19 protein-coding genes and 4 pseudogenes are annotated in these 22,055 nt (G+C 43.7%); 12 read left to right on the top strand and 11 right to left on the bottom strand.

What is annotated here, in order from left to right:
* Nucleotides 1-35: 35 nt before the first annotated feature.
* The 8 genes from HRU78_04185 to HRU78_04150 all read left to right on the top strand — a co-directional run bounded on the left by HRU78_04185 (nt 36) and on the right by HRU78_04150 (nt 6,569).
* Nucleotides 36-1,142: a hypothetical protein gene (locus tag HRU78_04185; GenBank protein ID QOJ22944.1), complete on the top strand. Its 1,107-nt coding sequence runs from the start codon at nt 36-38 to the stop codon at nt 1,140-1,142.
* The gene (locus HRU78_04180; protein ID QOJ22943.1) at nt 1,139-1,591 is read left to right on the top strand and encodes a GNAT family N-acetyltransferase; all 453 of its coding nucleotides are present in this window, start codon (nt 1,139-1,141) and stop codon (nt 1,589-1,591) included. The genes HRU78_04185 and HRU78_04180 overlap by 4 nt, the downstream gene beginning before the upstream one ends.
* A 65-nt stretch (nt 1,592-1,656) precedes the next feature.
* Entirely contained in the window at nt 1,657-2,496 is an 840-nt protein-coding gene (dapF, locus tag HRU78_04175; protein QOJ22942.1) for a diaminopimelate epimerase, read from the top strand.
* 36 nt (nt 2,497-2,532) lie between these two features.
* A complete protein-coding gene (locus HRU78_04170) occupies nt 2,533-2,832 on the top strand; it encodes a hypothetical protein (protein QOJ22941.1) in 300 nt (99 codons plus the stop codon).
* Nucleotides 2,833-3,147: 315 nt separating this feature from the next.
* Nucleotides 3,148-4,269, top strand: coding sequence for a TIGR03118 family protein (locus HRU78_04165; GenBank protein ID QOJ22940.1), 1,122 nt, complete (start codon nt 3,148-3,150; stop codon nt 4,267-4,269).
* A gap of 421 nt (nt 4,270-4,690) precedes the next feature.
* Nucleotides 4,691-4,846, top strand: coding sequence for a hypothetical protein (locus HRU78_04160; protein ID QOJ22939.1), 156 nt, complete (start codon nt 4,691-4,693; stop codon nt 4,844-4,846).
* A 534-nt stretch (nt 4,847-5,380) separates the two neighbouring features.
* Complete coding sequence (locus HRU78_04155) at nt 5,381-5,890, top strand: DUF1269 domain-containing protein (protein QOJ22938.1); 510 nt, start codon at nt 5,381-5,383, stop codon at nt 5,888-5,890.
* Nucleotides 5,891-5,990: 100 nt separating this feature from the next.
* Nucleotides 5,991-6,569, top strand: a complete 579-nt coding sequence (locus HRU78_04150; protein QOJ22937.1) for a TIR domain-containing protein — start codon at nt 5,991-5,993, stop codon at nt 6,567-6,569.
* A gap of 30 nt (nt 6,570-6,599) precedes the next feature.
* On the opposite strand, the gene HRU78_04145 is transcribed toward HRU78_04150, so the two are convergent.
* The gene (locus HRU78_04145) at nt 6,600-7,205 is read right to left on the bottom strand and encodes an IS1595 family transposase (protein ID QOJ24909.1); all 606 of its coding nucleotides are present in this window, start codon (nt 7,203-7,205) and stop codon (nt 6,600-6,602) included.
* A 157-nt stretch (nt 7,206-7,362) separates the two neighbouring features.
* Nucleotides 7,363-8,798: pseudogene (locus HRU78_04140) on the bottom strand (IS5 family transposase).
* 153 nt (nt 8,799-8,951) lie between these two features.
* On the opposite strand from HRU78_04140, the gene HRU78_04135 reads away from it, so the two are divergent.
* From HRU78_04135 to HRU78_04120, 4 genes and pseudogenes are all read left to right on the top strand, one after another.
* Nucleotides 8,952-9,443, top strand: coding sequence for an ImmA/IrrE family metallo-endopeptidase (locus HRU78_04135; protein QOJ24908.1), 492 nt, complete (start codon nt 8,952-8,954; stop codon nt 9,441-9,443).
* Nucleotides 9,444-9,455: 12 nt separating this feature from the next.
* Nucleotides 9,456-10,211 (top strand): annotated as a pseudogene (locus HRU78_04130) (IS5 family transposase).
* 137 nt (nt 10,212-10,348) lie between these two features.
* Complete coding sequence (locus HRU78_04125; GenBank protein ID QOJ22936.1) at nt 10,349-10,627, top strand: DUF4411 family protein; 279 nt, start codon at nt 10,349-10,351, stop codon at nt 10,625-10,627.
* Between the two features lie 2 nt (nt 10,628-10,629).
* Nucleotides 10,630-10,842, top strand: a pseudogene (locus tag HRU78_04120) (DUF4411 family protein).
* Nucleotides 10,843-11,160: 318 nt separating this feature from the next.
* On the opposite strand, the pseudogene HRU78_04115 reads toward HRU78_04120, so the two are convergent.
* The 9 genes and pseudogenes from HRU78_04115 to epsD all read right to left on the bottom strand — a co-directional run bounded on the left by HRU78_04115 (nt 11,161) and on the right by epsD (nt 22,006).
* Nucleotides 11,161-12,532 (bottom strand): annotated as a pseudogene (locus tag HRU78_04115) (IS5 family transposase).
* Nucleotides 12,533-12,699: 167 nt separating this feature from the next.
* Complete coding sequence (locus HRU78_04110; GenBank protein ID QOJ22935.1) at nt 12,700-14,226, bottom strand: oligosaccharide flippase family protein; 1,527 nt, start codon at nt 14,224-14,226, stop codon at nt 12,700-12,702.
* Nucleotides 14,227-14,349: 123 nt separating this feature from the next.
* Nucleotides 14,350-15,825: an O-antigen ligase family protein gene (locus HRU78_04105; protein ID QOJ22934.1), complete on the bottom strand. Its 1,476-nt coding sequence runs from the start codon at nt 15,823-15,825 to the stop codon at nt 14,350-14,352.
* A gap of 261 nt (nt 15,826-16,086) precedes the next feature.
* Nucleotides 16,087-16,776, bottom strand: a complete 690-nt coding sequence (gene epsI / locus HRU78_04100) for an EpsI family protein (protein ID QOJ22933.1) — start codon at nt 16,774-16,776, stop codon at nt 16,087-16,089.
* Nucleotides 16,777-16,848: 72 nt separating this feature from the next.
* Complete coding sequence (gene xrtB / locus HRU78_04095) at nt 16,849-17,748, bottom strand: exosortase B (GenBank protein ID QOJ22932.1); 900 nt, start codon at nt 17,746-17,748, stop codon at nt 16,849-16,851.
* 12 nt (nt 17,749-17,760) lie between these two features.
* Nucleotides 17,761-18,666, bottom strand: a complete 906-nt coding sequence (epsG, locus tag HRU78_04090; GenBank protein ID QOJ22931.1) for a chain length determinant protein tyrosine kinase EpsG — start codon at nt 18,664-18,666, stop codon at nt 17,761-17,763.
* A 25-nt stretch (nt 18,667-18,691) separates the two neighbouring features.
* Nucleotides 18,692-20,056 carry a chain length determinant protein EpsF gene (epsF, locus tag HRU78_04085; GenBank protein ID QOJ22930.1) on the bottom strand — a complete coding sequence of 455 codons (1,365 nt, stop codon included), beginning with the start codon at nt 20,054-20,056 and terminating at the stop codon, nt 18,692-18,694.
* Between the two features lie 77 nt (nt 20,057-20,133).
* On the bottom strand, nt 20,134-20,949 hold the full coding sequence (gene epsE / locus HRU78_04080; protein QOJ22929.1) for a polysaccharide export protein EpsE: 816 nt from the start codon (nt 20,947-20,949) through the stop codon (nt 20,134-20,136).
* A gap of 82 nt (nt 20,950-21,031) precedes the next feature.
* Nucleotides 21,032-22,006, bottom strand: a complete 975-nt coding sequence (epsD, locus tag HRU78_04075) for a peptidyl-prolyl cis-trans isomerase, EpsD family (protein ID QOJ22928.1) — start codon at nt 22,004-22,006, stop codon at nt 21,032-21,034.
* Nucleotides 22,007-22,055: the final 49 nt, after the last annotated feature.

Here is a 22,055-nt window from a genome sequence, read left to right as displayed (position 1 = left end):
AGAATAAAATTTAATGTGCTAGCTGCCCGCTTGCTATGAGAAAACTTAATATTGCCTATACTTGCAATGTCAGAAAGCCATGGATGGAGGATGAGCGCTATGGCGAATTCGAAGGTCCGGATACGATCGCAGCAGTAACAGCGGCGCTGGAACGCATCGGTGCAAATGTGGAATTGATCGATGTGGGACCTGACATTTATTCGCAACTGCAAAAACGCAAGCATCAGATCGATTTGGTGTTCAATAACAGCGAAGGTCTCGATGAAAAAGAATTACGCGAAGCCATTGTCCCTTTCTTTTGCGAACACTTGCATATTCCATATACCGGCAGCAGCCCTAAGACTTTCATCAATAAAATGGATAAAGCAACGGCCAAAAAGATCGTCGCCTATGATGGCGTACCAACCGCGCAATTCCAGCTCATGGCGCCCGGCGACCGGCTTGGTAACTTATCCTTCCCTTTGATGGTCAAGCCGTATAGTGAAGGCACCAGTATCGGTATCAGCCAAAAAAGCAAAGTAAACTCGATTGCCGAGCTGAATGAAGCGGTGGATGCGATTTATGCGCAATTCAATCAGCCAGCGTTGGTCGAAGAATTTCTGCCCGGCGCCGAGTATACGATCGGTTTTATCGGAAATTTTGTGCTGCCCATCTTGGAAATCGATTTTGCCAAGATTCCCGGACAACCACACGTTCGTGATCCGCATGTGAAAGACATCGAGAATCCTTATATTTCACATCTTGATTGGAGCGAGAAAGCGAAGAACTACGCCAAAATCGCCATCGCAGCGCACGAAGCATTGGAAGTGCGTGACTATAACCGGATCGATTTTCGCACACGGGATGGTCAGCTTTATTTTCTCGAAGCCAATGTGATTCCGGGTCTCCATCCCACCGAAGCGGATCTCACTACCATGTGCCGGCACGCTAATATTATGCACAACGACATGATCGCATTGATCGTACATGCCGCTGTGCAGCGGCTTTCGCTATCGCGCCCGGAACAATTCACGGAAAAAACGGAATTACTCGCTGAAGTAGCGCATCTTGCTATCGGCAAAGCAGCGCAAGCAGGCACGATTGCCTACCGTGACCGGACATACTCACTGTTGGGAAAACAAACAGCAGAGCAAGCATCATGATCGTATCCATCTCAAAGGAATTATTTCCCAGTCTGGTAAAAATCGCGTTACAGGATATCGGTTCGATGTATCAAGCGGCTATTTATGACGAGTTGGAAGATATCGCGCACGGCAAGAATTTCGGTGTTTGCATGATGGATAGCGGCGAGCCGGCCGGCTATGCGATCGCCAGAAGAACGGTCGACACCTACCATCTGCTGACGCTCGCCGTAGACAAGCAACATCGCGGCAAAGGGTACGGCTCTTTGATGCTGGATAGCATTTTTGCCGAAATCGAGCGCCAGGGAGGGAAAATCCTCAACGTCGTAACCGATGCCGATGCCAACGAAAGCTTGCGGTTTTATCTGAAAAACGGCTTTGCCTTGACCGGCATCGTGCAAGATGAGTTTATTCCGGGCGTAGCCCAAGCGCATCTCACCAGACGGGCGGGCTATAGACCCTACAGCTAGGCAGACAAGAATCGTCAGGTTGCTTGCTATTTTATAACGATGCATTCTACGAGGCGTACACGACCATGAGAATAAAAGCGATCAAAATGGATGGATGTGGTAATTCTTTTCTGGTAGTCGATGAAATGAAAACGCCTCTGATGGGATTTAACCGATCCTTGATTGCAAACGCACTGGCAACGCAGCACGATACCGACGGTATTCTTTTTGTCGACGTGGATCGGCTGCAAGGAACGCCGACGATGAAAATTTTCGATCGTGACGGTACCGAAGAAACCATGTGCGGCAATGGTCTGCGTTGCGCAACGCGATATCTGCATGACATGTACATCCGCAGCGGTAATTTTTCGATTATTACCGGCGACGGCAAAAAGGAAGTGCACGTCATCGACGATCTGACCGAAGTGAATTTAGGCGAAGCACGCGACTACCGGCAGATCAACGATCAGCTGCACTACGTCTTTACCGGTGTGCCGCACGTTGTGGTGATTGGTTCGGAAATGAGTCTGGAAAACGCCAGAATATTTGGCAAATCGTTGCGCGAAGAAAAATCGCTGTGCGAGTTCGTCGGCCATCCGGAAGGCGTCAATGTGAATTTTATCTGGCGCGATGCGGAAGGTATTTCGGTACGCACGTTTGAAATGGGTGTTGAGGATGTCACGCTCAGTTGCGGAACCGGAAGCGCAGCAAGCGCCTATGTTGCATCAAAAGTCTTCGGCACCACCTTACCGATTATGACCAACTCACTGGGCGGCAGCCTGAAAATCACGCAAATCGAGGGACGCTTGTCGATTCGTGGACAAACACGCTATCAAGGTAAAGTCACCGGATTTGTAAATAATATTCATCCTAAGTCCAATAGTCCGATCGATTACCATCATCACTACCCGCAGTACCACTGGTAATTCACAACAAGGCGTGGGTTTTTTAAAGGGTATTCCATGGAATTTTCAATTGTTACATTTTTACTGATCATGGCCGCCATGGCGCTTGCCGATGTGTGCTGGACGCTCTATTTCATCGATGTGGAAGAAAGAAGGGCGCACCCTGCCGCATTCTGGTCCGCGATGATTATTCTGGTTACCGCATTTACCGTCACGAATTATGTTGAAAACAAAATCTACATTGCCGCCGCTTTCTTGGGTGCGTATTTGGGCACATACGTGACTATCAAATGGAAGCTGAAACAAGAAACCGAAATGAAAAACACAGCAACTACGTCAAACGAGACTGAAAAATAACCAACTTCCACCATTCAAATCGCTAGCCCTAAGAAGTCGATCATAGCCTCCTCCATATCTCCACTCGCCACCACTCGCGGCGATTTCAGAAAACAAAATCACGGGCACAGGTTTACAAAGCTGGATGGACTTCAGCATCAGCAACATAAAGTATTCTTTGACAAGATATTCATTTTAATGTAAATGAGAATTGTCTTAATTCGAGAAAGGATATGGATTACTTTTTTATTGATTAAATCATTCAATGCCGGCCGTTGCGGATAAGCCCGGTTGACACCAACTCAACGCACCGGCCAATAATAAAGGAGCTTTATCATGCATAAAATCCGACTCCATCGTGCAGCGCTCGTTACCGGTCTACTTTTAGTTACATTCGCCCTTCCTTCTCACGCTGTGTTATTCAATATCGATAACCTCGTCACTGACGACCAAAGCGCTCATGCCGCACAAATTACCGATTCCGGCCTGATCAATGCTTGGGGATTATCCTACGCACCAACGGGACCATTTTGGGTATCCGCCAACGGTACCGGAACATCTCCTCTATATAGCGTTGACCCGGCGACTCAAGTGACCAGCAAGTTAGCGTTAACTGTTACGATTCCTGGTGCCGGTAATGTCACGGGCCAGGTTTTCAACGGCACGAGTGCTTTTAACGGCGACCGGTTTCTGTTCGTCAGTGAAGACGGTACCGTTTCCGGATGGCGCCCTGCTTTAGGTTCGACTGCCGAAACACTCGCTGTCGCATCCGCTACTTCGCTTTATAAAGGCGCAGCCTTCAGCACAATTGGCAGTGATAGCTATCTGTACGCAGCCAACTTCCATACCGGTGCAGTCGATGTATACAAGGGCTCCACACTGTCTCCGGCACTCACCGGCACATTCACCGATCCTAGCTTGCCATCGGGTTATGCGCCGTTCAATATCCAGAATTTGGATGGTACGCTTTATGTGACTTATGCTCAGCAAGATCCACTCTCACCGGATGAAGTTGCCGGACCAGGGCTAGGTCTCGTGGATGCATATGACCAACAGGGAAATTTCCTTGCCCGCATCGCCACGGGTGGCAGCTTGAATGCGCCTTGGGGTTTGGCGATTGCACCGTCTTCCTTCGGCTCAATGGCCGGTGCGCTGCTGGTCGGTAACTTTGGCGATGGCCACATCAGCGCCTTTGATCCGGCAACGCATGCATTTTTAGGACAGGTTCTCGGCAATGACGGTAATCCACTTGCAATCGACGGGCTTTGGGCGATATCACCCGGCAACGATGGTTTGGCTGGAAGCAGCCATTTGCTGTATTTCACCGCCGGTCCTGACGATGAAAGCCATGGATTGTTCGGCGTGTTGACACCGGTTCCGGAACCATCAGTCTACGCTATGCTGCTCATCGGTTTAGTTGTGATCGGTAGTGTATTCATACGCCGCAATCCGAGCTAGCTGATCGTCTTAAAACGACTCTACCGTTTAAGGAAACTCTGAGAAAGGTAGCGAGCGACGACCAGGCACGCAGTTTACAAATGATAAACGAGCTCTTGAGCCTGATTTCAACGCAGCATGACCGAGCATCGCAGTTTCTCGGAGCTTTCTTAAACAGCTAAAATACAACATGCGCTGCGCTGTTTTTATTCAAAATTGGAAAGGTGCGCGGAGTCTCATAAAGTTCCGGTATTCCATACTCGCTTTCCCGCAACCGGCGGAGTAAACTTGATACAGCTTTTGTCAGGAAAATGATTCATCTTGGATCATTTTCCGATACCGCCACTACTATCAAGCCGGAAGATTTCTACAAATCATTGCAAAACGGAATCGCATGCAGAAGATTGTGGCGAATTTCGATTAATTATCAGAAAGGATATTGATGATGAAAAAAATTCTCATGCTCGGCTCACTCGTAGCTTCCGTGATTCTCTATGGAACCTATATGATGACTGGCAATGGATCGTTATTGGCTTTCGTATTGCTCGGGCTGCTGATCTCGTTTGTCTGTGCCATGCTATTTCTGACGGATAAATAGCGATTGAATCCAAAATCGCCATCGGATTGCGAGATCACGATAGCAATATGTAAAACAATCTGGAAACTTCACGCCATCTCGTATTTAAAACCGGGCCGGAACATTGCTCAGACCCCGGGATTATCACCTCACTGATGGACTCACCGGCAATCACTGCACAACAAGTGCTAAGCTGAAACTTTATACTGCGGTGTGATTCTCTCACAATCCATTCACTGCTCTGATATTTCCGAAATAAGATTCATATGAGTCGAGAAAAATGAAATCAGTGAGGCGCGCCCCACTTTCAGGGCAATTTGTAAGTTTTACGGGCAACAATTCGCCTCACACTTCGTGTGTTTCAGTTAATTTAAAGCGAAAATCCAGCGCGGAAATGATCCTGTTGCCACCTCCACACCAATGCGGAAGAATCTAAGGAAAATGCTTATTGTATTTTCAATTAACCCCTCCTATTATCACAAACGTGATAAGTAACTAAAACTCACTTATCTCAAGTAGTGAAGTATTGAATAACCAAACTTTCAGGAGGTTATCATGCGACGCATCTATTTTCTTGCCCCCGATCTTGCTGTAACTAAGAATGTTGTTAATGACTTACTACACGCAAAAATCGATGAAAAACATATCCATATCATTGCCAAACGCAACACACCCTTAGAAGACCTTCCAGAAGCCAATCTTTTACAAAAAAGTGATTTCATTCCAGCAATTGAACAAGGAATCGCAGTCGGCGGATCAACCGGCTTGCTCGCGGGATTGGTTGCAATTATGCTTCCGCCTGCTTCAACAGTGATTGCAGGCGGTGTATTGCTTGCCAGTACAGTCGTTGGGGCCGGTGTGGGCGCATGGGTGAGCGGTATGGTAGGGATGAGTATTGGAAACAGACAAATTAAAGAGTTTGAAGCTGCTATAGAAGCGGGTAAATTTCTGGTATTGGCCGATGTTCCGGCTAATCGTGTTAATGAAATTGAGGAGTGTATAAAACAGCATATTCCTCAGGCAGAAATCGAAAGTACCGAACCCAGAATACCTTCCTTTCCATAAGGGCAAATCTTTAATCTTCTCCTGCTGTGGAAAATTGCAATAATTCGAGGCGATCTATCGAATTGTAATTTTCCACTTTCTATTGTTTTTGGGAGCCATCATGAATCATATGCCTGAGAAAACAATGTTTCCCGATCCTAAGTATAAAGTCTATGTAAGCTATAACCACTGCATTGAAGATCAGGAATACCGGAATCATTTCGAAGAAATCCTCTTGGCCAATCAAGATATAGTCATTATGAAATCAGCTCAAATTGGAAACATAGAGCCTGGTCTTTCCGTAGAAACCATTCGGCAATTGATAAGAGAGAAATATTTGAAAGATTCGACTGTCACAGTCGTTCTTATCGGCTCCAATACGTGGAAACAAAAACAGGTCGACTGGGAGATAGACGCAAGTATCGAAACAACGCAGAACAACCAAATTTCCGGATTACTAGGGATAATCACCCCCTCATATCATAAAAATGATACGTTAGAATACAATGAACACACCATTCCACCGAGGCTATATGACAATACTAGATGCGGCTTCGCCAGTATTCACTTCTGGGATACCGATCCGTTCATTATTCAGGAGTGGATTCACGATGCCTTCGAGAGAAGAACCAGATTTGATCCCGATAATTCGCGCCCAAGTTTTGCAGAAAATTTACTGGGGAGTGAGTGGCATTCATAAATAAAATAGAAGGGGCTGTAGTAGATCAAGTTAAATCTGAGTCCAAAGTTTGAGTATTTTTAGTTGTTGTTTAGGTGTTCCATAATTGAATCTGAATTCGCATTCTTTGAGAAACAGTGGAAATGATTCTTTAGGAATGCCATTGTATTTTCTTAAGACGCGTTTAGCCTGATTCCAAAAGTTCTCAATGCCATTGATGTGATTCTTACCTTGAGCAAAGAGTGTGGAATGATTGATCCGTTCATGGTAAAAATGATTCACATCAAGCGCATTGTAACTGCGATAACAATCTGTATAAACTACGCTGTCAGGTGCTATTTTTCTAGTAATGAGCGGCATCGACGTTTCTGTCTTGGTATCTCCAACGACCTTCGTATAGACCTTGCCACCACGTTTTAATATGCCAAACACCGCAACCTTACCTGCAGCACCTCGACCTCGTTTACCTTTACGGATACCGCCAAAGTAGCTTTCATCCAACTCCACCACACCATCAAAGATTTCGTGAGATTCCTGTTCCAAATGGTAAACAATTACTTCGCGTATTTTGCGATAAAACAGGACTGCACTATTCGTGTTGTCCAGTATATCGGCTGCCGATCTTGCTGTAACTTCCAATACAAAATATTCCAGCAGCTTTAATTGTGTTTTCTTTTAATAATCTACAATAGCTTATCTTCATTCAGCTAGCTTAGCATCTAAGCTAATCTACTACAGCCTCAAATTGAATATTCCGGAACGTGAAAGGACGCAATGTATAAGTTAGGCAATTATATAGTCGCCCCTGCAAAATTCACACAGTCATGCCGACAAACGAACGTTTTGTGTAAAAGGTGTTGATCAGTTGCAGCAGCGCAAGTCGCAATAAAGAATTCTTGATGCCCAAACGGTGTATAGCTCTCATCAGCCAGCGCAGATTGTAGCCAGCCGCACATAACACAGCGTGCAGTGCATCACCCAACTGACCTGGTAACCAGCAGCGATCCATTCGGTGATCCGACTTCAGATGCCCGATTGCAGGTTCCACGGCCTGCCGGCGCTTGAGCCAGCGCCGCTGCGGTTTCGTCAGCGACTTGTACTTGCCGCGATGGATGATTTCCACTGCCGGATTGTCAGCATCCACTCCCCGGAACCCGAGATCGGCAATAACCTGCTTCGGTATTGATCCGGTATCTTCGAGTAGCCTGTGCGTTTGTTCGAGCTGTTGGTGGAGAATATGACCATCGTAGGGATTGCCAGGAAAGGTTCTGGCACCGACTATCAGGCCGCTTTTGTGCGTAACAGCAATGCCGGCTTTAACTCCGAACTCGTAAGGTTTGCGTGCTTTGCCCTTGCCGATGCATTCGGCTTCCGGTGCGTGCAATGCATAGAGTTTGTTGTTGTCCTTGGGTTGCTGCTTATGAATCCGTCCTGCCCGTTCCAATAGCGTGGTCAATTGCTGCAGCGATGCGGCACAGACCGTCGTCACGGTTGCCAGTTTGCGCTGGATCTCCCGCAGCACGATACCAAGGATCGTGCGTTGGCGTTTAACGGTTTTGTGCAGACGCCGCAATTGCCTGGCGTGGGCATAGCCGCCTGCCCTTCGGCGCAGCGCCTTGCCTTCTTTGGCGTAGGTTTGCTTCAAGGTGATGCCAGCCCGTCTGGCTGCTTGCACAATCTTGCCGCGAGCAATTTCCAGTAACCGGCTATCCACCGGATGCGCAATTGCCTTTCCTGAATTGTCGTGTCAACAATCACTCGTTTGAATTCAGCCGGTTTGACCGCCTTGGTGTGCACCGCAGTGTCAATCGTTGCCTTCAGCAGCTTCTCAACACCAGCTTCACCAATGGCGGTGCGGAAACGGCCAATCTGGGTGGCATCACACGGCAACTTCGATGTGTAATATTCCTCGCCGCTGAAATACTGCCACACCACATTCTCCGGCCAGCGAACCACCAGCTCTTCGTCACTGAGGTTGAACGCATGCTTCAGATACAGCAACGATGCCATCAACCGGATCGGCAAGCGGGGGCGACCCGCAGTGCTCACGCCCCCACTGGCAATCGCCAATGTTGTGCCAAAAAGATCGTTGATCTCCAACACTTCACCCTGACGGTTTTTACGCTCAAAAGCAGGGACAAGTGCTGCTTCAATATCAGCCCACGGCAGTCGATTCGACAGCACTGCCAGGGGATGACGCAGATCAATTATCTGATCGAGACGCGCTCGGAAAAAATCATCGGTCGGCATTTCAGTTCCTCTTGATTCTCTCAGTGTTTTGATGCGAATAGTATAAATTCTCAGGGATCAATGCCGTCTAAAATTTGATGATTCCTGCAGTTCATGCAAGCTCTAAGTGTTTTGCAGGGATGACTAAATAGCAAAGAATTTCGTGGATTCGTTATTTCTGATGAATTTGCACCTGCAATTTTCATAAATGGCGACGATACGAAATACGCCAACATATTTACTTTGGCGCATGAACTTTCCCATATATGGCTTGGCGAATCAGGTATTTCTGATGCCGATATAAGCTCCAGAAATATAAATGAAACAAGATGCAATACTATTGCAGCAGAAGTTCTTGTGCCATCCAAGGATTTTATGCATCAATGGGGAAACACTAGTGCAGATTTTAGAGAAAAAATATCAGTTTTAAATAAATCGTTCAAAGTTAGTGAATTAGTTATTGCAAGAATTGCCCTGACAAACGGAAAAATTTCTCAAGATAACTATAGAACAGTTTATGCGGAAGTGATTAAACGATGGCGAGAAAAGAAACGTAAAGACAAAGAAAAGGAAAGCATAGTACCATTTGCGATTACATTACCGATAAGAAATAGTAGTCGTATCACTAATACCGTAATCGAATTAGGGCCTGTTAACACTATTTGATATAATACGGTGATGGAAATCACCGAAACTCAATATCAACAGATCGAACACTGCATGCCGCGCCAGCGTGGCAATGTCAGTCATTCCAATCTACAAATTCTCAATGCTATTCTGTATGTTACCGAGCATGGTTGCAAGTGGCGCGGACTACCCAAGCGTTTCGGTAATTGGCATACCATCTACACTCGAATGAATCGATGGGCGAAAAGCGGCGTGCTTCAAAAAGTTTTTGAGCAGCTGCAGCATCAACAAATCATTCGCATCAAGATTGAAGCCGTTTCGATGGATAGCACCAGCATCAAAGTGCACCCTGATGGTACTGGTGCATTAAAAAAACGGCCCGCAATCCATCGGCAAATCCCGAGGTGGCTGGACCACTAAAATTCATCTGGTTGCCGCAGATACCAGAACAGCCATAACTTTTCCTTATCTCCGGGGCATACACATGACGCACCGGAAGGACGACAACTCCTGTTAGCACTCGGCCCCGTCTCTTCTCCTACTCATCTGCTGATGGATCGCGCTTATGAGGGTGATCAAACCAGACAGCTTGCATTGGAGCTCGGTTATATCCCGGTTGTCCCACCCAAAACTAATCGGCTGGAGCTCTGGGAATATGACCGCGCCATGTACAAAAAACGCAATGAGATCGAAAGATTATTCCGCAGACTCAAGGGATTCCGTCGAATATTCTCCAGATTCGACAAACTGGATGTCATTTTTCTCTCATTCATCCATTTCGCTCTCATCGTCGAAGCACTTAGGTAGTGTTAACAGGCCCTAGTTAAAAGTAATCGGTTGGGGCCTAGCGAAGCGGCAATTATTCTAAACATCAGTGCTGCCACAGTTGCATCAATATCTTTATGATTAATAGGAAATATTTATTTGATGCTAATGCACTAATAATGGCAAAGAATTTTCATTATTCACCGAGCTTTTGTCAGGCTTTCTGGGAATGGATTGTTGCTGGCAACAATAACTCAGTTTTCTTCACTATCGATAGAGTTGCTGATGAATGCAAATATAAAAAAGATTATCTTTGTGATTTTATTGAAGAGAATAACGATAGCTTTGTGAAAAACACAAATAACTCGGATATTCTTGGAAGATACTCAGAAATTCAGGTTTGGGCCAATACGATTTGGGTTAATGGTAAAGATAAAAATAAAACAAAAAAGCATTAGAAGTATTCGCTCTTGAAAAAACTGCTGATCCGTGGCTTGTAGCATATGCCAGCATTTATAAATATCAAATCATTTCAAATAAAGTGCCAAGCCCGAATTCACAAACTTCAGTAAAACTTCCAGACGCAGCGCAAGCTTTCGGGGTTAGTGTTGTTAAATTGCACGAGGTGTTAAACGTATATTCTGGACACAATTTCTCTTTCAAGGCATCATAATCTATGAATACTTCAGACAAGAAACAAGATGAAAACATCAAATTAGTTAATGATGTTCTTCGTCGAATGCTATCAACGCCGCCACAAACACAAAAGCTAAAGAAAGAAGCAAAGAAATCAGATAAGTAGTTATTAGTTATATATTTTTTTGTATTTTGTGTTTCTTAAGTATATAATTACCATTAGAAAAGCTCAAGTTGACGCAGCTCTTCTTTTGGTTTGCCTTGATTCTTTACATAGTCGCCCCTGCAAAATTCACACAGTCATGCCGACAAACGAACGTTTTGTGTAAAAGGTGTTGATCAGTTGCAGCAGCGCAAGTCGCAATAAAGAATTCTTGATGCCCAAATGGTGTATAGCTCTCATCAGCCAGCGCAGATTGTAGCCAGCCGCACATAACACAGCGTGCAGTGCATCCCCAACTGACCTGGTAACCAGCAGCGATTCATTCGGTGATCCGACTTCAGATGCCCGATTGCAGGTTCCACGGCCTGCCGGCGCTTGAGCCAGCGCCGCTGCGGTTTCGTCAGCGACTTGTACTTGCCGCGATGGATGATTTCCACTGCCGGATTGTCAGCATCCACTCCCCGGAACCCGAGATCGGCAATAACCTGCTTCGGTATTGATCCGGTATCTTCGAGTAGCCTGTGCGTTTGTTCGAGCTGTTGGTGGAGAATATGACCATCGTAGGGATTGCCAGGAAAGGTTCTGGCACCGACTATCAGGCCGCTTTTGTGCGTAACAGCAATGCCGGCTTTAACTCCGAACTCGTAAGGTTTGCGTGCTTTGCCCTTGCCGATGCATTCGGCTTCCGGTGCGTGCAATGCATAGAGTTTGTTGTTGTCCTTGGGTTGCTGCTTATGAATCCGTCCTGCCCGTTCCAATAGCGTGGTCAATTGCTGCAGCGATGCGGCACAGACCGTCGTCACGGTTGCCAGTTTGCGCTGGATCTCCCGCAGCACGATACCAAGGATCGTGCGTTGGCGTTTAACGGTTTTGTGCAGACGCCGCAATTGCCTGGCGTGGGCATAGCCGCCTGCCCTTCGGCGCAGCGCCTTGCCTTCTTTGGCGTAGGTTTGCTTCAAGGTGATGCCAGCCCGTCTGGCTGCTTGCACAATCTTGCCGCGAGCAATTTCCAGTAACCGGCTATCCACCGGATGCGCAATTGCCTTTTCCTGAATTGTCGTGTCAACAATCACTCGTTTGAATTCAGCCGGTTTGACCGCCTTGGTGTGCACCGCAGTGTCAATCGTTGCCTTCAGCAGCTTCTCAACACCAGCTTCACCAATGGCGGTGCGGAAACGGCCAATCTGGGTGGCATCACACGGCAACTTCGATGTGTAATATTCCTCGCCGCTGAAATACTGCCACACCACATTCTCCGACCAGCGAACCACCAGCTCTTCGTCACTGAGGTTGAACGCATGCTTCAGATACAGCAACGATGCCATCAACCGGATCGGCAAGCGGGGGCGACCCGCAGTGCTCACTCCCCACTGGCAATCGCCAATGTTGTGCCAAAAAGATCGTTGATCTCCAACACTTCACCCTGACGGTTTTTACGCTCAAAAGCAGGGACAAGTGCTGCTTCAATATCAGCCCACGGCAGTCGATTCGACAGCACTGCCAGGGGATGACGCAGATCAATTATCTGATCGAGACGCGCTCGGAAAAAATCATCGGTCGGCATTTCAGTTCCTCTTGATTCTCTCAGTGTTTTGATGCGAATAGTATAAATTCTCAGGGATCAATGCCGTCTAAAATTTGATGATTCCTGCAGTTCATGCAAGCTCTAAGTGTTTTGCAGGGATGACTCTGTAACTCCCTCGGAAAGAACCTCATTTTCTCTATTGTGTGTCACCAAATGAAAACCTTACGATTCAATAACCGATTCAGTCTTTCCCGTTCATCTCTATAGAAAGGTTTGATGAAATAAGATATCAACAAAAAAAGGCCACAAGAAAAAATCGCCATGAGAAACAAATCCAGCCAACTCTGTATCGACAATGGGAGTCGTTGTGCAAAAGTAAATCCAATCACAGCTGCTACAATAAGCTTAAAGAATCCAGCAAAATCAAATCTATAGGTAGTAGTATGAGTTAAAACAATAATAAGTGTACCACTAAATAATATTTGGCTCATAACAATCAAAATGATGACACTCCACAGACCCTGTCCGGATTCGAGCAGCAAATAAGCCATTGGTAGAACCAGCACACCCATAACCGCTCCCCAGGAACATAGATGGCTTTTTTCGCTGATTACTGCCACGATTTCCAATAACTGGCGCTGACTCAACGGTACTAGTGCTAGCAACAAGCCCGCCAAGTAATAATCTGCTTCATCGAATTTGCCGCCACTAAGCAAGCTTGTCAACTCGCTCCCGGCTAGCCAAACAAAAATTAATATAGGCATTAGCACGAACATGCTCAGTTTACCCACGAGATTGGTATTACGTGTTAATTCCGTCATTCCCCTTTCACCCACAAAAGAAGCCACCAGCTTAGGTCGAATTAAATTCGACAACAACGCAGCCGGCAAATAATTGGTAACTTGTACATATAAGTTACGTAAAAAGCCAAATAAAGCTGCGGCCTCCAAGCCAAGATAACGTTGAATGAGAAAAACAAACACTTGCGGATTATAGGTCTGAGTGATGAGATTACCGAGATACATGTAACGCGCAACACGCCACATCTCAGACCATTTCGGTGACTGCCAACCATCTTTTCCTTGTAAATCGCGATACATTTGCAAGTACTGAATTAATCCATGCAATGCCAGTATAGTACCGAGCAACGATGCTACCAACTCGGCAAACACAACATAATACAAATGGACTGCACCCTGAGATATTTCAATACCAATTAGCAGCAAGAAGGCTAGATTACGCAATACTTGACTAATTTGCGCCCGGCCTTGCTGCATTAAAGGTCCCAGAATGCTTTCTCGAATATACCGCCCTAAACCTTCAATAAGCAATAGCAGTAAATATAATTTAGCCGCATCTGTGTATTGTGCAAGCTCCGACGGCAATAACCATGGTACTGCCGCCAACAACAATAATGCACCTGCAATGAGAAATAGGCTAATCCAGGCAATAATTTGCCACACAAAATGTATCAACATTTTTCCGTTGGCATACAATCGAAATTCCGGCAAGTAACGTGCTGATACCCATGGTAGACCCAGTGCTGTAATAGCCAATGTGATTTCCATTCCAGCCACAAATACCACATAAGCACCATACTCTTTCGTCGGCAACAGACGCACCAACAAAAGTAGAATGATCAGGCTTAGCAGAGCTGAAGCAGCCTTACCAGCGAGGAAGTGTAACGTGCTACGCTTAAACTCAGAGCTGGAATACGGTGATGGAACGCTCATGAAAGTTATCTATCTTTAATTTCACTTATAAGTAGAAATAGAGATCGAATAACACTATGCAACAGACAACATCCTTTACATTTTCGATGCTAGTGCACTCTTTTGCTCCATCCGAGACATTACTCACTTACTGTGCACTGTCCGATCAAAATGCGCTCGCATTGAAAATTCGGATTTATTTGTGTTCCTAATCGGCTTTGCTCCTCTATCCATTACATAGATAAAGTAAGCTATGACTCCAAAAAAACTACCTGTAAGGACAGTATCAGTATCGATAGTCGATTCGAACATCGCTCGCACAAAAAACGCCACCATTAGAGCAATGCTTCCTCCATTTGTATTTTTAGATGCTCGTAATGAATAACGTACTAGGAAAAATAAAAATATCAATAAAGTTATCAATCCGACAAAGCCCGAACGACTAAAGATCTCAAGAAATAAATTATGAGCACTTGTCGCACCACCAAATCCGGATCTCAATCTAACTTGTTGATTCCAAAAATCTCCTCCCTGACCAAACAGTGGATTTTCCATTCCGGCTGCAATCGCCACTTCCCATATATCGGTCCGACCAGTTGCGCTTGACAGGCCATAAACTGCGTTCGCGCTTAGGTTACGATTTAGTGCAGTAGAAATACCCCAATCATAAAACATTGTCCAAACTGCGATTACTGCGAACAAAGCAGAAAAAATAACAACTAAACCAATTACAATCTCGCGGCTATACCCTGATTGATCGCGACTTTTCGCCAACATATGCCCAACAAAAATGATTACGAGTCCTATAAATGCAGCCAAAATAGAAGTCTTGGATTGAGTCATAATCAATGCCAATCCGGTAACAATCAAAATACTTCTTCTCAACCACACTCTTGCTGATGGTTCAGCGGCTTCGAGTAAAAAGAGAACGCAGGCCGCTGCCCCAAGTGTGTTTGCATGAGATGTTACCCCCCAAAGCCGTATATTAAATCCCGGAATCAATCCATCGTTATAGCCAATTTGCAGGGCAAGATGTGGTATAAGTGCCGCTGCAATCAGACTGGAAAACACGATAAAAACAAGACATAGCTTAGCTACCGTAACTGGATCGATTTTCGATAATCTAATCCAAAGAAATATTGCAAGATATACAAAAAATGAATAAATCAGGTTGATATGGAAATAATAATGCTTACCTAAAAAGATCGGAAGAATATTAACCGCAATGAGGAATGCCATAAATGCAATAACGATGTCAGTAGGTGGTTCAAATTGCTTATTTCTAAATCGACATGCTTCTTTGACTTTATCTCGCAAAAAAAAGAACCAAGTCACGCTTAAGGCGAAAGAACATCCAACGATCACCGCAAGTAGCACTTTGACTAACAGGTATCCTTCGAGCCCGCCTTCTGATGTAACGGTTAACCCATCACTTCCAGCAGTCAGAATCCGTCCAGAAAAAACTATTGTCGCTATACTCGCAACTGCCATTAAAAACATCAGAAAACTCAATGACCAACCGGGCCATCGCACCGCACTCGCCGCCACGACAGCAATGGCGACAACCAAGAAAATCGCTAAGAGAAATGCCGCAAATGAAAATAAAGTAAAAGCTAACATACGCAATCACCTGTCATGATCAAAGCTAACTGCATGAACTATCCATTACTCCTGTACCATCAATTCAGCGACATATACATATATATATAAAATATAACTAAGACTCTAATTACATTGAACTCAAATCCATAGTAAAAAGAACAGTACCACGAAATGCGATAGTATTAAACCCACTGCCTCAAAACCAATAGAAGTAAAGCGCGGAATAATAATTAAAATCGATTTGACAAGATCAAACTATAAGAGAATAGAAATTGAAACTTATATTTCACTAAAAACTCCCGTCAATCGAGTACGTCCTTTAGTATCGATTGCTGACAGCATATCCTGAATAAAATTAGTCTGCAATCGGTAGGCTTTCTCTTTGTCAGTATCAATCGTAGATACACGAACTAACATACCGTCGGGTACACTTCCTGTTAAACCATATCGCAATTGTTGCAATTTTTCTTCAATACCGGGCAAAACCGCTTTGTTACCAATGGTCACCCAGTAAGTTATAGGCTCACTGCGGTTTCCTTTTACCGCTATCAAACGCTTAATCGGAAGTTTCCCATATTGAGTAAGTAATTCATCAGCAAAATTTTTCATAATCTCAAAACCTTGTGCGTAATAACATACTTCCGGCTTATGTATTGCTAGATTGTCACTTTGATCACCTCCATAAGCTACAGAAAGCATAACACGCTCACCCAGTGAGTTGATGTAAGTCCTTGCTAATGTTTGATTATATATTTTATCAAGCATCGCTTGCGTTTCAGCATCCACTTGTAATGGTATTATTGACTTATCAACATGCCAATCTCCAAACTTAGATGGAATCATGAATTCCAGATCAATTTTTTCTTGTTGATCTGCAATCTTACTTGTTGGAGTTAATGCCATTGTCAAAGCACCTGATGACACCATCAATATGCCAAGAATAAAACTAACAATCAGAGATCCTTTCATTATTCTCCCTTTTTATCAATCATATATAACCTTGTTATTTTTTTACTAAACACACATCATTACACAAACTGACTAACTGTTACTTATAGCGGAATGCGATTCTCCAAGAGGTTGTGTTTTAACAAAATACTGCAATACTGCATCAACACCAAGTATTAGTATTAATGCACTAATGAACAAAACCATTCCAGCGAATCCATGCAGAAATCCTTGCCCTGCCGCATCTCCATAATGATAAGTAATCAACGTGAGTACGATAACGCGAATAACATTGGCAGTAAAAGAAATCGGTACAATGAAAATAGCTAATGTTATATTTCGTAAAATTGAAGTATGGTGCACAAGATTCAAATAAAACAACCCGAGTGCTTCCAATGTCAACAATGTTTGAAGCCCAGCACAAGCATCGGCTACAAGAAGTTGATATTGCCCGATCTGTAAAATGACACCATTTCTTGCTATTGGATAATTTGCCCAAAACAAAATATGCTCAGCAACAAACGAAACCGCCATTTTCATGGGCATAGTAAGTAGGCTAACTACTTGCCCTGGTAATGGAATCATAAATAATAAAAAGAATAACGGGAACCACATAACCTTCAAAGCAGTAGAACCTCGTTTAACGAGGAAAATCGCTGCTAGAATCCATATAAAGGAACCCATTTCGAAAACTAATATCTGTTGTGAGCGCCCAAGCACATACAATATCAGAGCTATAAAAAAAATTACCCATCCAAAACCAGAAGCAGATCTCCCTTTACTTCTTCTTATCATCTCAGGCCACTTACGATAAATAAGCCAAAGTGAAAGTAACAAAATAATTGGCCCGTGCGCTTGCTCTTCTTTAGACCATAACCCATTGGCTAAATCATGGAAAGTAGGTATATATAAAATCAATAATCCAAGTAATATTGGCCACCAATCCGAAATAATCGACTTAAAACCATTAGGTAGATATATAAAAGAGAACATAGTTAATTTCTTTTAAAAATCAATTAATACAGAACCCACTACTTCACTACCGCTACACTTGAGTTGCTCATTAATTGCATCGACCTCACTCAATCGAGTATTATTTTTATGAGCGACAATCAATACGCCATCTGTACGCGCAGCAATAGCAAGTGCATCGGCACCACTTGAAACAGCCAATGTATCGTAGAGAATAACATCAAATTGATTGGCAAGCTGATCGTTTAACTCGTCAAATAGATTACGATTGAGAAGCTCCAAAGGATTTGGCGGAAGTGTTCCTGCTGGTAATACTGAAAGATCTATGAATGAATCAATTTTTGCAATTACCTCAGAGACACTTGCACGACCAGCAAGAACATCTGATAGTCCCAATCTATTTCTTAAATTAAATATTTCATGCTGCTGCGGGCTGCGTAAGTTAGCATCTATAAGTAATGTGCGCTCACCGAGTTGAGAAAATACAACAGCAAGATTTGCTGCAAACAGACTCACACCATCGCCCAAATTATAACTGACTATCGCAAGCGCTTTATGGCCCGAAGTAAACCAACGTAACATTAGCTGACTACGTACTGCACGAAAAACTTCTACTTGAGTGCCAAAAGGTTGATAAGCAACAACCAATTCGGGCGAATGATTTCCCTGACCGGGTAATAAGTAGGGGTAATCAAATTGTTGCGCCAAAACTAACTGTATATCAGCTTCAGTAATTAAACCTAATTTAAGCGCAGCATCACCAAAACGTAAACCAGTCTCCTTTTGTAAATGCAGTACACGCTCAGCCTCAACTGGTGTAATTTTTCCCATATCCAATAGAATATGCCCAATACTAAACTTGCGAATATGGGAAGAACTTGCGTTGATAGAACTAGAATCGCTAAGCTTCTTAGTTTCTGAGGAACTTGTAATGCTCATTTTTTCTCCTAATAACCCAAGAAATTCATCGTATCAAACGTGGCCAGCTCAATTGCAAGCGTTTCTGTTTTTCTATTCCTTTGCTTATAACACCTAGCACAGGTACTTGAAGCACATCTACTAGATCTTCAGGGGAACGCACACGCCGATCAATCATTTCAGCTATCAAACCAACCCCCAATCCGATAAGAGTACCCAAAATTACCGATAAGGCTATGTTAAGCAGCAATTTTGGGCTATCAGGTTTTTCCGGAATTTTTGCAGCATCAAGCAAAGAAACACTCGATAAGTTAGCTTGTCCTTCAAGTGTTGTTTGATTTAGACGTTGCATCGCATTGTTATACGCTTGCTGAGCACCCTCCACTTCTTTAAAAAGGAGGTGTAGCTCATTTCTAGCTCGATTGAGCGATAATACCTTTGCTTTCTGTTCTTCAAGTGCTGCGCGTATCTCTCTTTCCTGGCCAGCAGCAGTATGCGCAGTAGTTTTTATATGCTTATTAAGTTCCGCTCTTAATTTATCCACTTCCGCCTTTGCTCCGGCATAACTTGGATGATTAGGTCCCAATTTCTGGGAAACTTCAGAAAATCTGGATTCGGCTTGTGACAAACTTAACTTGAGATTACTAATCATCGCATTTCGAGCAATACTATTAGTTTCACCGCCACGACTATCAATCCCCTGCTCTGAGACTGTCCCCATTAACTCCGCTTGAGCCAATACTAGTTGACTGGAGAGGTCGTTTAAACGCTTTGTTTCAATATCAAGACGAACATCTGCATCAATGATTCCTGCTTCGTGCTGATATTCTGTTAGTTTTCTCTGCGCTGTTTCAAGTCTTTCACGTAACACATTAAGTTGATCAGTAAAATAAGCCGCTGCTTTCTGTGATGGTTCAACAGTGAGACGAATACTTATCTCTTGATAAGCATTCGCAAAAGCATTAGCAATAATTGAAGTAAATTCAGGATCTGCGCCCTTATAGCTAACGCCGATCACACTGCTATCTCGAGAAGTTTCAATATCCAAATTCTTAAGAAGCAAAGCAGCCAACCACTCTCGTAGTCCTAAACTGCTATTACTGTCCTCAAACTGCTTTTTTACTATCTCATTCTGATCAAGCCTGAGTTGATCCACCACCATTAGCGCAGTCTTAGTACTTTTAATGACATCTAATTGGGTCGCCATATATCCTGAGTTTAGTTGCGCCGGTAAAATCATGCCTGTAACAGGATCGGCTCCTTTATAAGTAAGAACGAGCGTTGCGGTAGACTTGTAGCTTTTTGGAAGAAGAAGACTGACTATCAGAGTTGTTGATATTGTAATAATTAATGTAGATAAGATAAGCTTACGACGAGCTAAAATAATTAGAAAAAAACGAGAAAAATCCATGCGCAAAACCTCAGTTTAAACCTGATTGATTACAATATTTACTTCATAAATCTGAAACAAAAATATCGGAATTAAAATCAGAACAGACTCTCTTTGATATAGATCACATCATCCGGTTGGACTAAATCACTAGATTTAGCACTAATTTCTTTTAAGTTACCTTCTGTATCCCGGCGTTGGATCCTTAAACCACGTTCAGTTCCTCGTAGAGTTAGTCCTCCACCTACTGATAGAGCTTGCATCACCGTCATGTTTCGTTCAAGCCTATAAACTCCGGCACGCTGAACTTCACCATATATATAAAATCGATGAGCACGCTCAATGTAGATTAAATCATCACTTCGTATATCTATGTCTCGGGATAAATCACCAGTACGAACCATCTCAAGTACATCAATTACTTCCTTAACAAACTTGTTACCGTCTGAACGAATCAAAGTAACAAGCTCTCCACCTTCAGGAATTATTCCTCCTGCCATAGCGATGATTTCAGTCAGACTGCGTTTCCCTTCAATTGGATAACGTCCCTGATTACGAACATTACCAAGCACGGACACCATCTGGCTTTGCAATGCAGCGGCAACCACTATCACTTGCGGTTTACGCAAAATATCCCGCGTTTCCAGAAGATTGGCTATCTTTCTTTCGGCTTCTGATGGTGTTAATCCATTGACTGCAATTTCTCCTAGTAGCGGAAACGTTATTTTTCCTGTTTCACTCACTTTGGTTTCAGTAGTCATATCAGGATGACCATAAACAAAAATTCTTAATGTATCGCCTGGTCCTAATGCACTTTCCCTAGCTTCTCCTGCAATCGTATTTTCAATACAAGCAACTCCCAGCAATATGATCATTATTGCCAAGACCTTTGTTTTTTTCATAACATTTATCATTAGCCTATAGTCCTTAATTCACACCACATACCATACAAAAGACACTTACGCAGTCCATTAGGAAGCAAAACTCTCAAATAATTCACTTTAGACCCATAATACCACGCTCAATTGAGCTCTCAGAGGCTGGTTCAGTTAGATTCAAATTATTATTTGTTGCATTAGGAGAAGTCGCTGGCACAGCCTGTGGAACAGCTGATTTCTCCACATTACTGGATACCGGTGCTGCAGCATTAAGATATTCTATTTTTGCAGCTGCTCGTAAACGCGCAACTTCTGCGTCGGTTGCTTCCTTATATTTTTGGTTTAGCAGGAATCGTTCAATTTGAGGTACTGCGGTTGCTAGTGTCACTGGACTATCTTTAATCGCATCGACTGAAATTAGTAAGCTATTTTCTTGTTCGTTGACGATAAAAATAGTGTCTTTGTTTTTTTCCTGCAACATCTTCGCCATCTGCGGTGGCAGATCAGTCGAGCTTCGCGACGCTAGGCTCCTAAAATACTGAACTTTATTTTTATCAAGCCAAGACACAACTTGGCCTAAAGACTTGGCAGCATCTATAGTTTTCTTTAGCTCTTCGTTGAGATCTTTAGTTGCGATACGAACTGTTATCAAATCAAATTGTTTACGCTGAGAAAAAAATTCAGGATGTTTCTGGAAATATTCATTAATTTCTGCTTGAGACGGCTTAGCAACTTTACTCGCAATACCTTGCATATAAGCTTGCGCGATCACCTGCGCGTTGGCACGATCGCGTGCTTGCATGACATCAGGAGTACGATCCAACTTGTTACGTATAGCTTCATCAATTATCAATTGACGAACAATTAATGACTCCAGTAATTGTTTACTTGCTGCTTCGTACTGATCAGGACGAATATTGGCACGCTTTATTTCATCATTTAATTGAAGTGTGGTAACTTCCTTACCATTAACACTAACTAGTGCTTGTCCAGATTTTTTTTCTTTTGGCTCATTGCTGTCACAAGCTGCTAGAACCAAAACAGAACCAATCACCAATCCTATCAATGCCACTCGCGTTTTTGCCAATACCATACTATTTCCCTTTGTGATTACAAATATAATGAAATGAAGTAACTTAGAA

The sequence above is a fragment of the Gammaproteobacteria bacterium genome (assembly GCA_015709635.1).
Classification (GTDB): Bacteria; Pseudomonadota; Gammaproteobacteria; order Burkholderiales; family Nitrosomonadaceae; genus Nitrosomonas.
Note: the sequence above shows the minus strand (reverse complement) of the source record. Positions and strands in the feature narration are given on the sequence as shown.

Bases quoted from the DNA above. Each gene is read 5' to 3' on its own strand.
- HRU78_04155 (QOJ22938.1), top strand. From the start codon at position 5,381: ATGCGACGCATCTATTTTCTTGCCCCCGATCTTGCTGTAACTAAGAAT.
- HRU78_04150 (QOJ22937.1), top strand. From the start codon at position 5,991: ATGAATCATATGCCTGAGAAAACAATGTTTCCCGATCCTAAGTATAAA.
- HRU78_04170 (QOJ22941.1), top strand. From the start codon at position 2,533: ATGGAATTTTCAATTGTTACATTTTTACTGATCATGGCCGCCATGGCG.
- epsE (QOJ22929.1), bottom strand. From the start codon at position 20,949: ATGATAAATGTTATGAAAAAAACAAAGGTCTTGGCAATAATGATCATA.
- HRU78_04105 (QOJ22934.1), bottom strand. From the start codon at position 15,825: ATGTTAGCTTTTACTTTATTTTCATTTGCGGCATTTCTCTTAGCGATT.
- epsG (QOJ22931.1), bottom strand. From the start codon at position 18,666: ATGAGCATTACAAGTTCCTCAGAAACTAAGAAGCTTAGCGATTCTAGT.
- dapF (QOJ22942.1), top strand. From the start codon at position 1,657: ATGAGAATAAAAGCGATCAAAATGGATGGATGTGGTAATTCTTTTCTG.
- epsI (QOJ22933.1), bottom strand. From the start codon at position 16,776: ATGAAAGGATCTCTGATTGTTAGTTTTATTCTTGGCATATTGATGGTG.
- HRU78_04160 (QOJ22939.1), top strand. From the start codon at position 4,691: ATGATGAAAAAAATTCTCATGCTCGGCTCACTCGTAGCTTCCGTGATT.
- HRU78_04110 (QOJ22935.1), bottom strand. From the start codon at position 14,226: ATGAGCGTTCCATCACCGTATTCCAGCTCTGAGTTTAAGCGTAGCACG.
- xrtB (QOJ22932.1), bottom strand. From the start codon at position 17,748: ATGTTCTCTTTTATATATCTACCTAATGGTTTTAAGTCGATTATTTCG.
- HRU78_04165 (QOJ22940.1), top strand. From the start codon at position 3,148: ATGCATAAAATCCGACTCCATCGTGCAGCGCTCGTTACCGGTCTACTT.
- epsD (QOJ22928.1), bottom strand. From the start codon at position 22,006: ATGGTATTGGCAAAAACGCGAGTGGCATTGATAGGATTGGTGATTGGT.
- epsF (QOJ22930.1), bottom strand. From the start codon at position 20,056: ATGGATTTTTCTCGTTTTTTTCTAATTATTTTAGCTCGTCGTAAGCTT.
- HRU78_04185 (QOJ22944.1), top strand. From the start codon at position 36: ATGAGAAAACTTAATATTGCCTATACTTGCAATGTCAGAAAGCCATGG.
- HRU78_04125 (QOJ22936.1), top strand. From the start codon at position 10,349: ATGGCAAAGAATTTTCATTATTCACCGAGCTTTTGTCAGGCTTTCTGG.
- HRU78_04180 (QOJ22943.1), top strand. From the start codon at position 1,139: ATGATCGTATCCATCTCAAAGGAATTATTTCCCAGTCTGGTAAAAATC.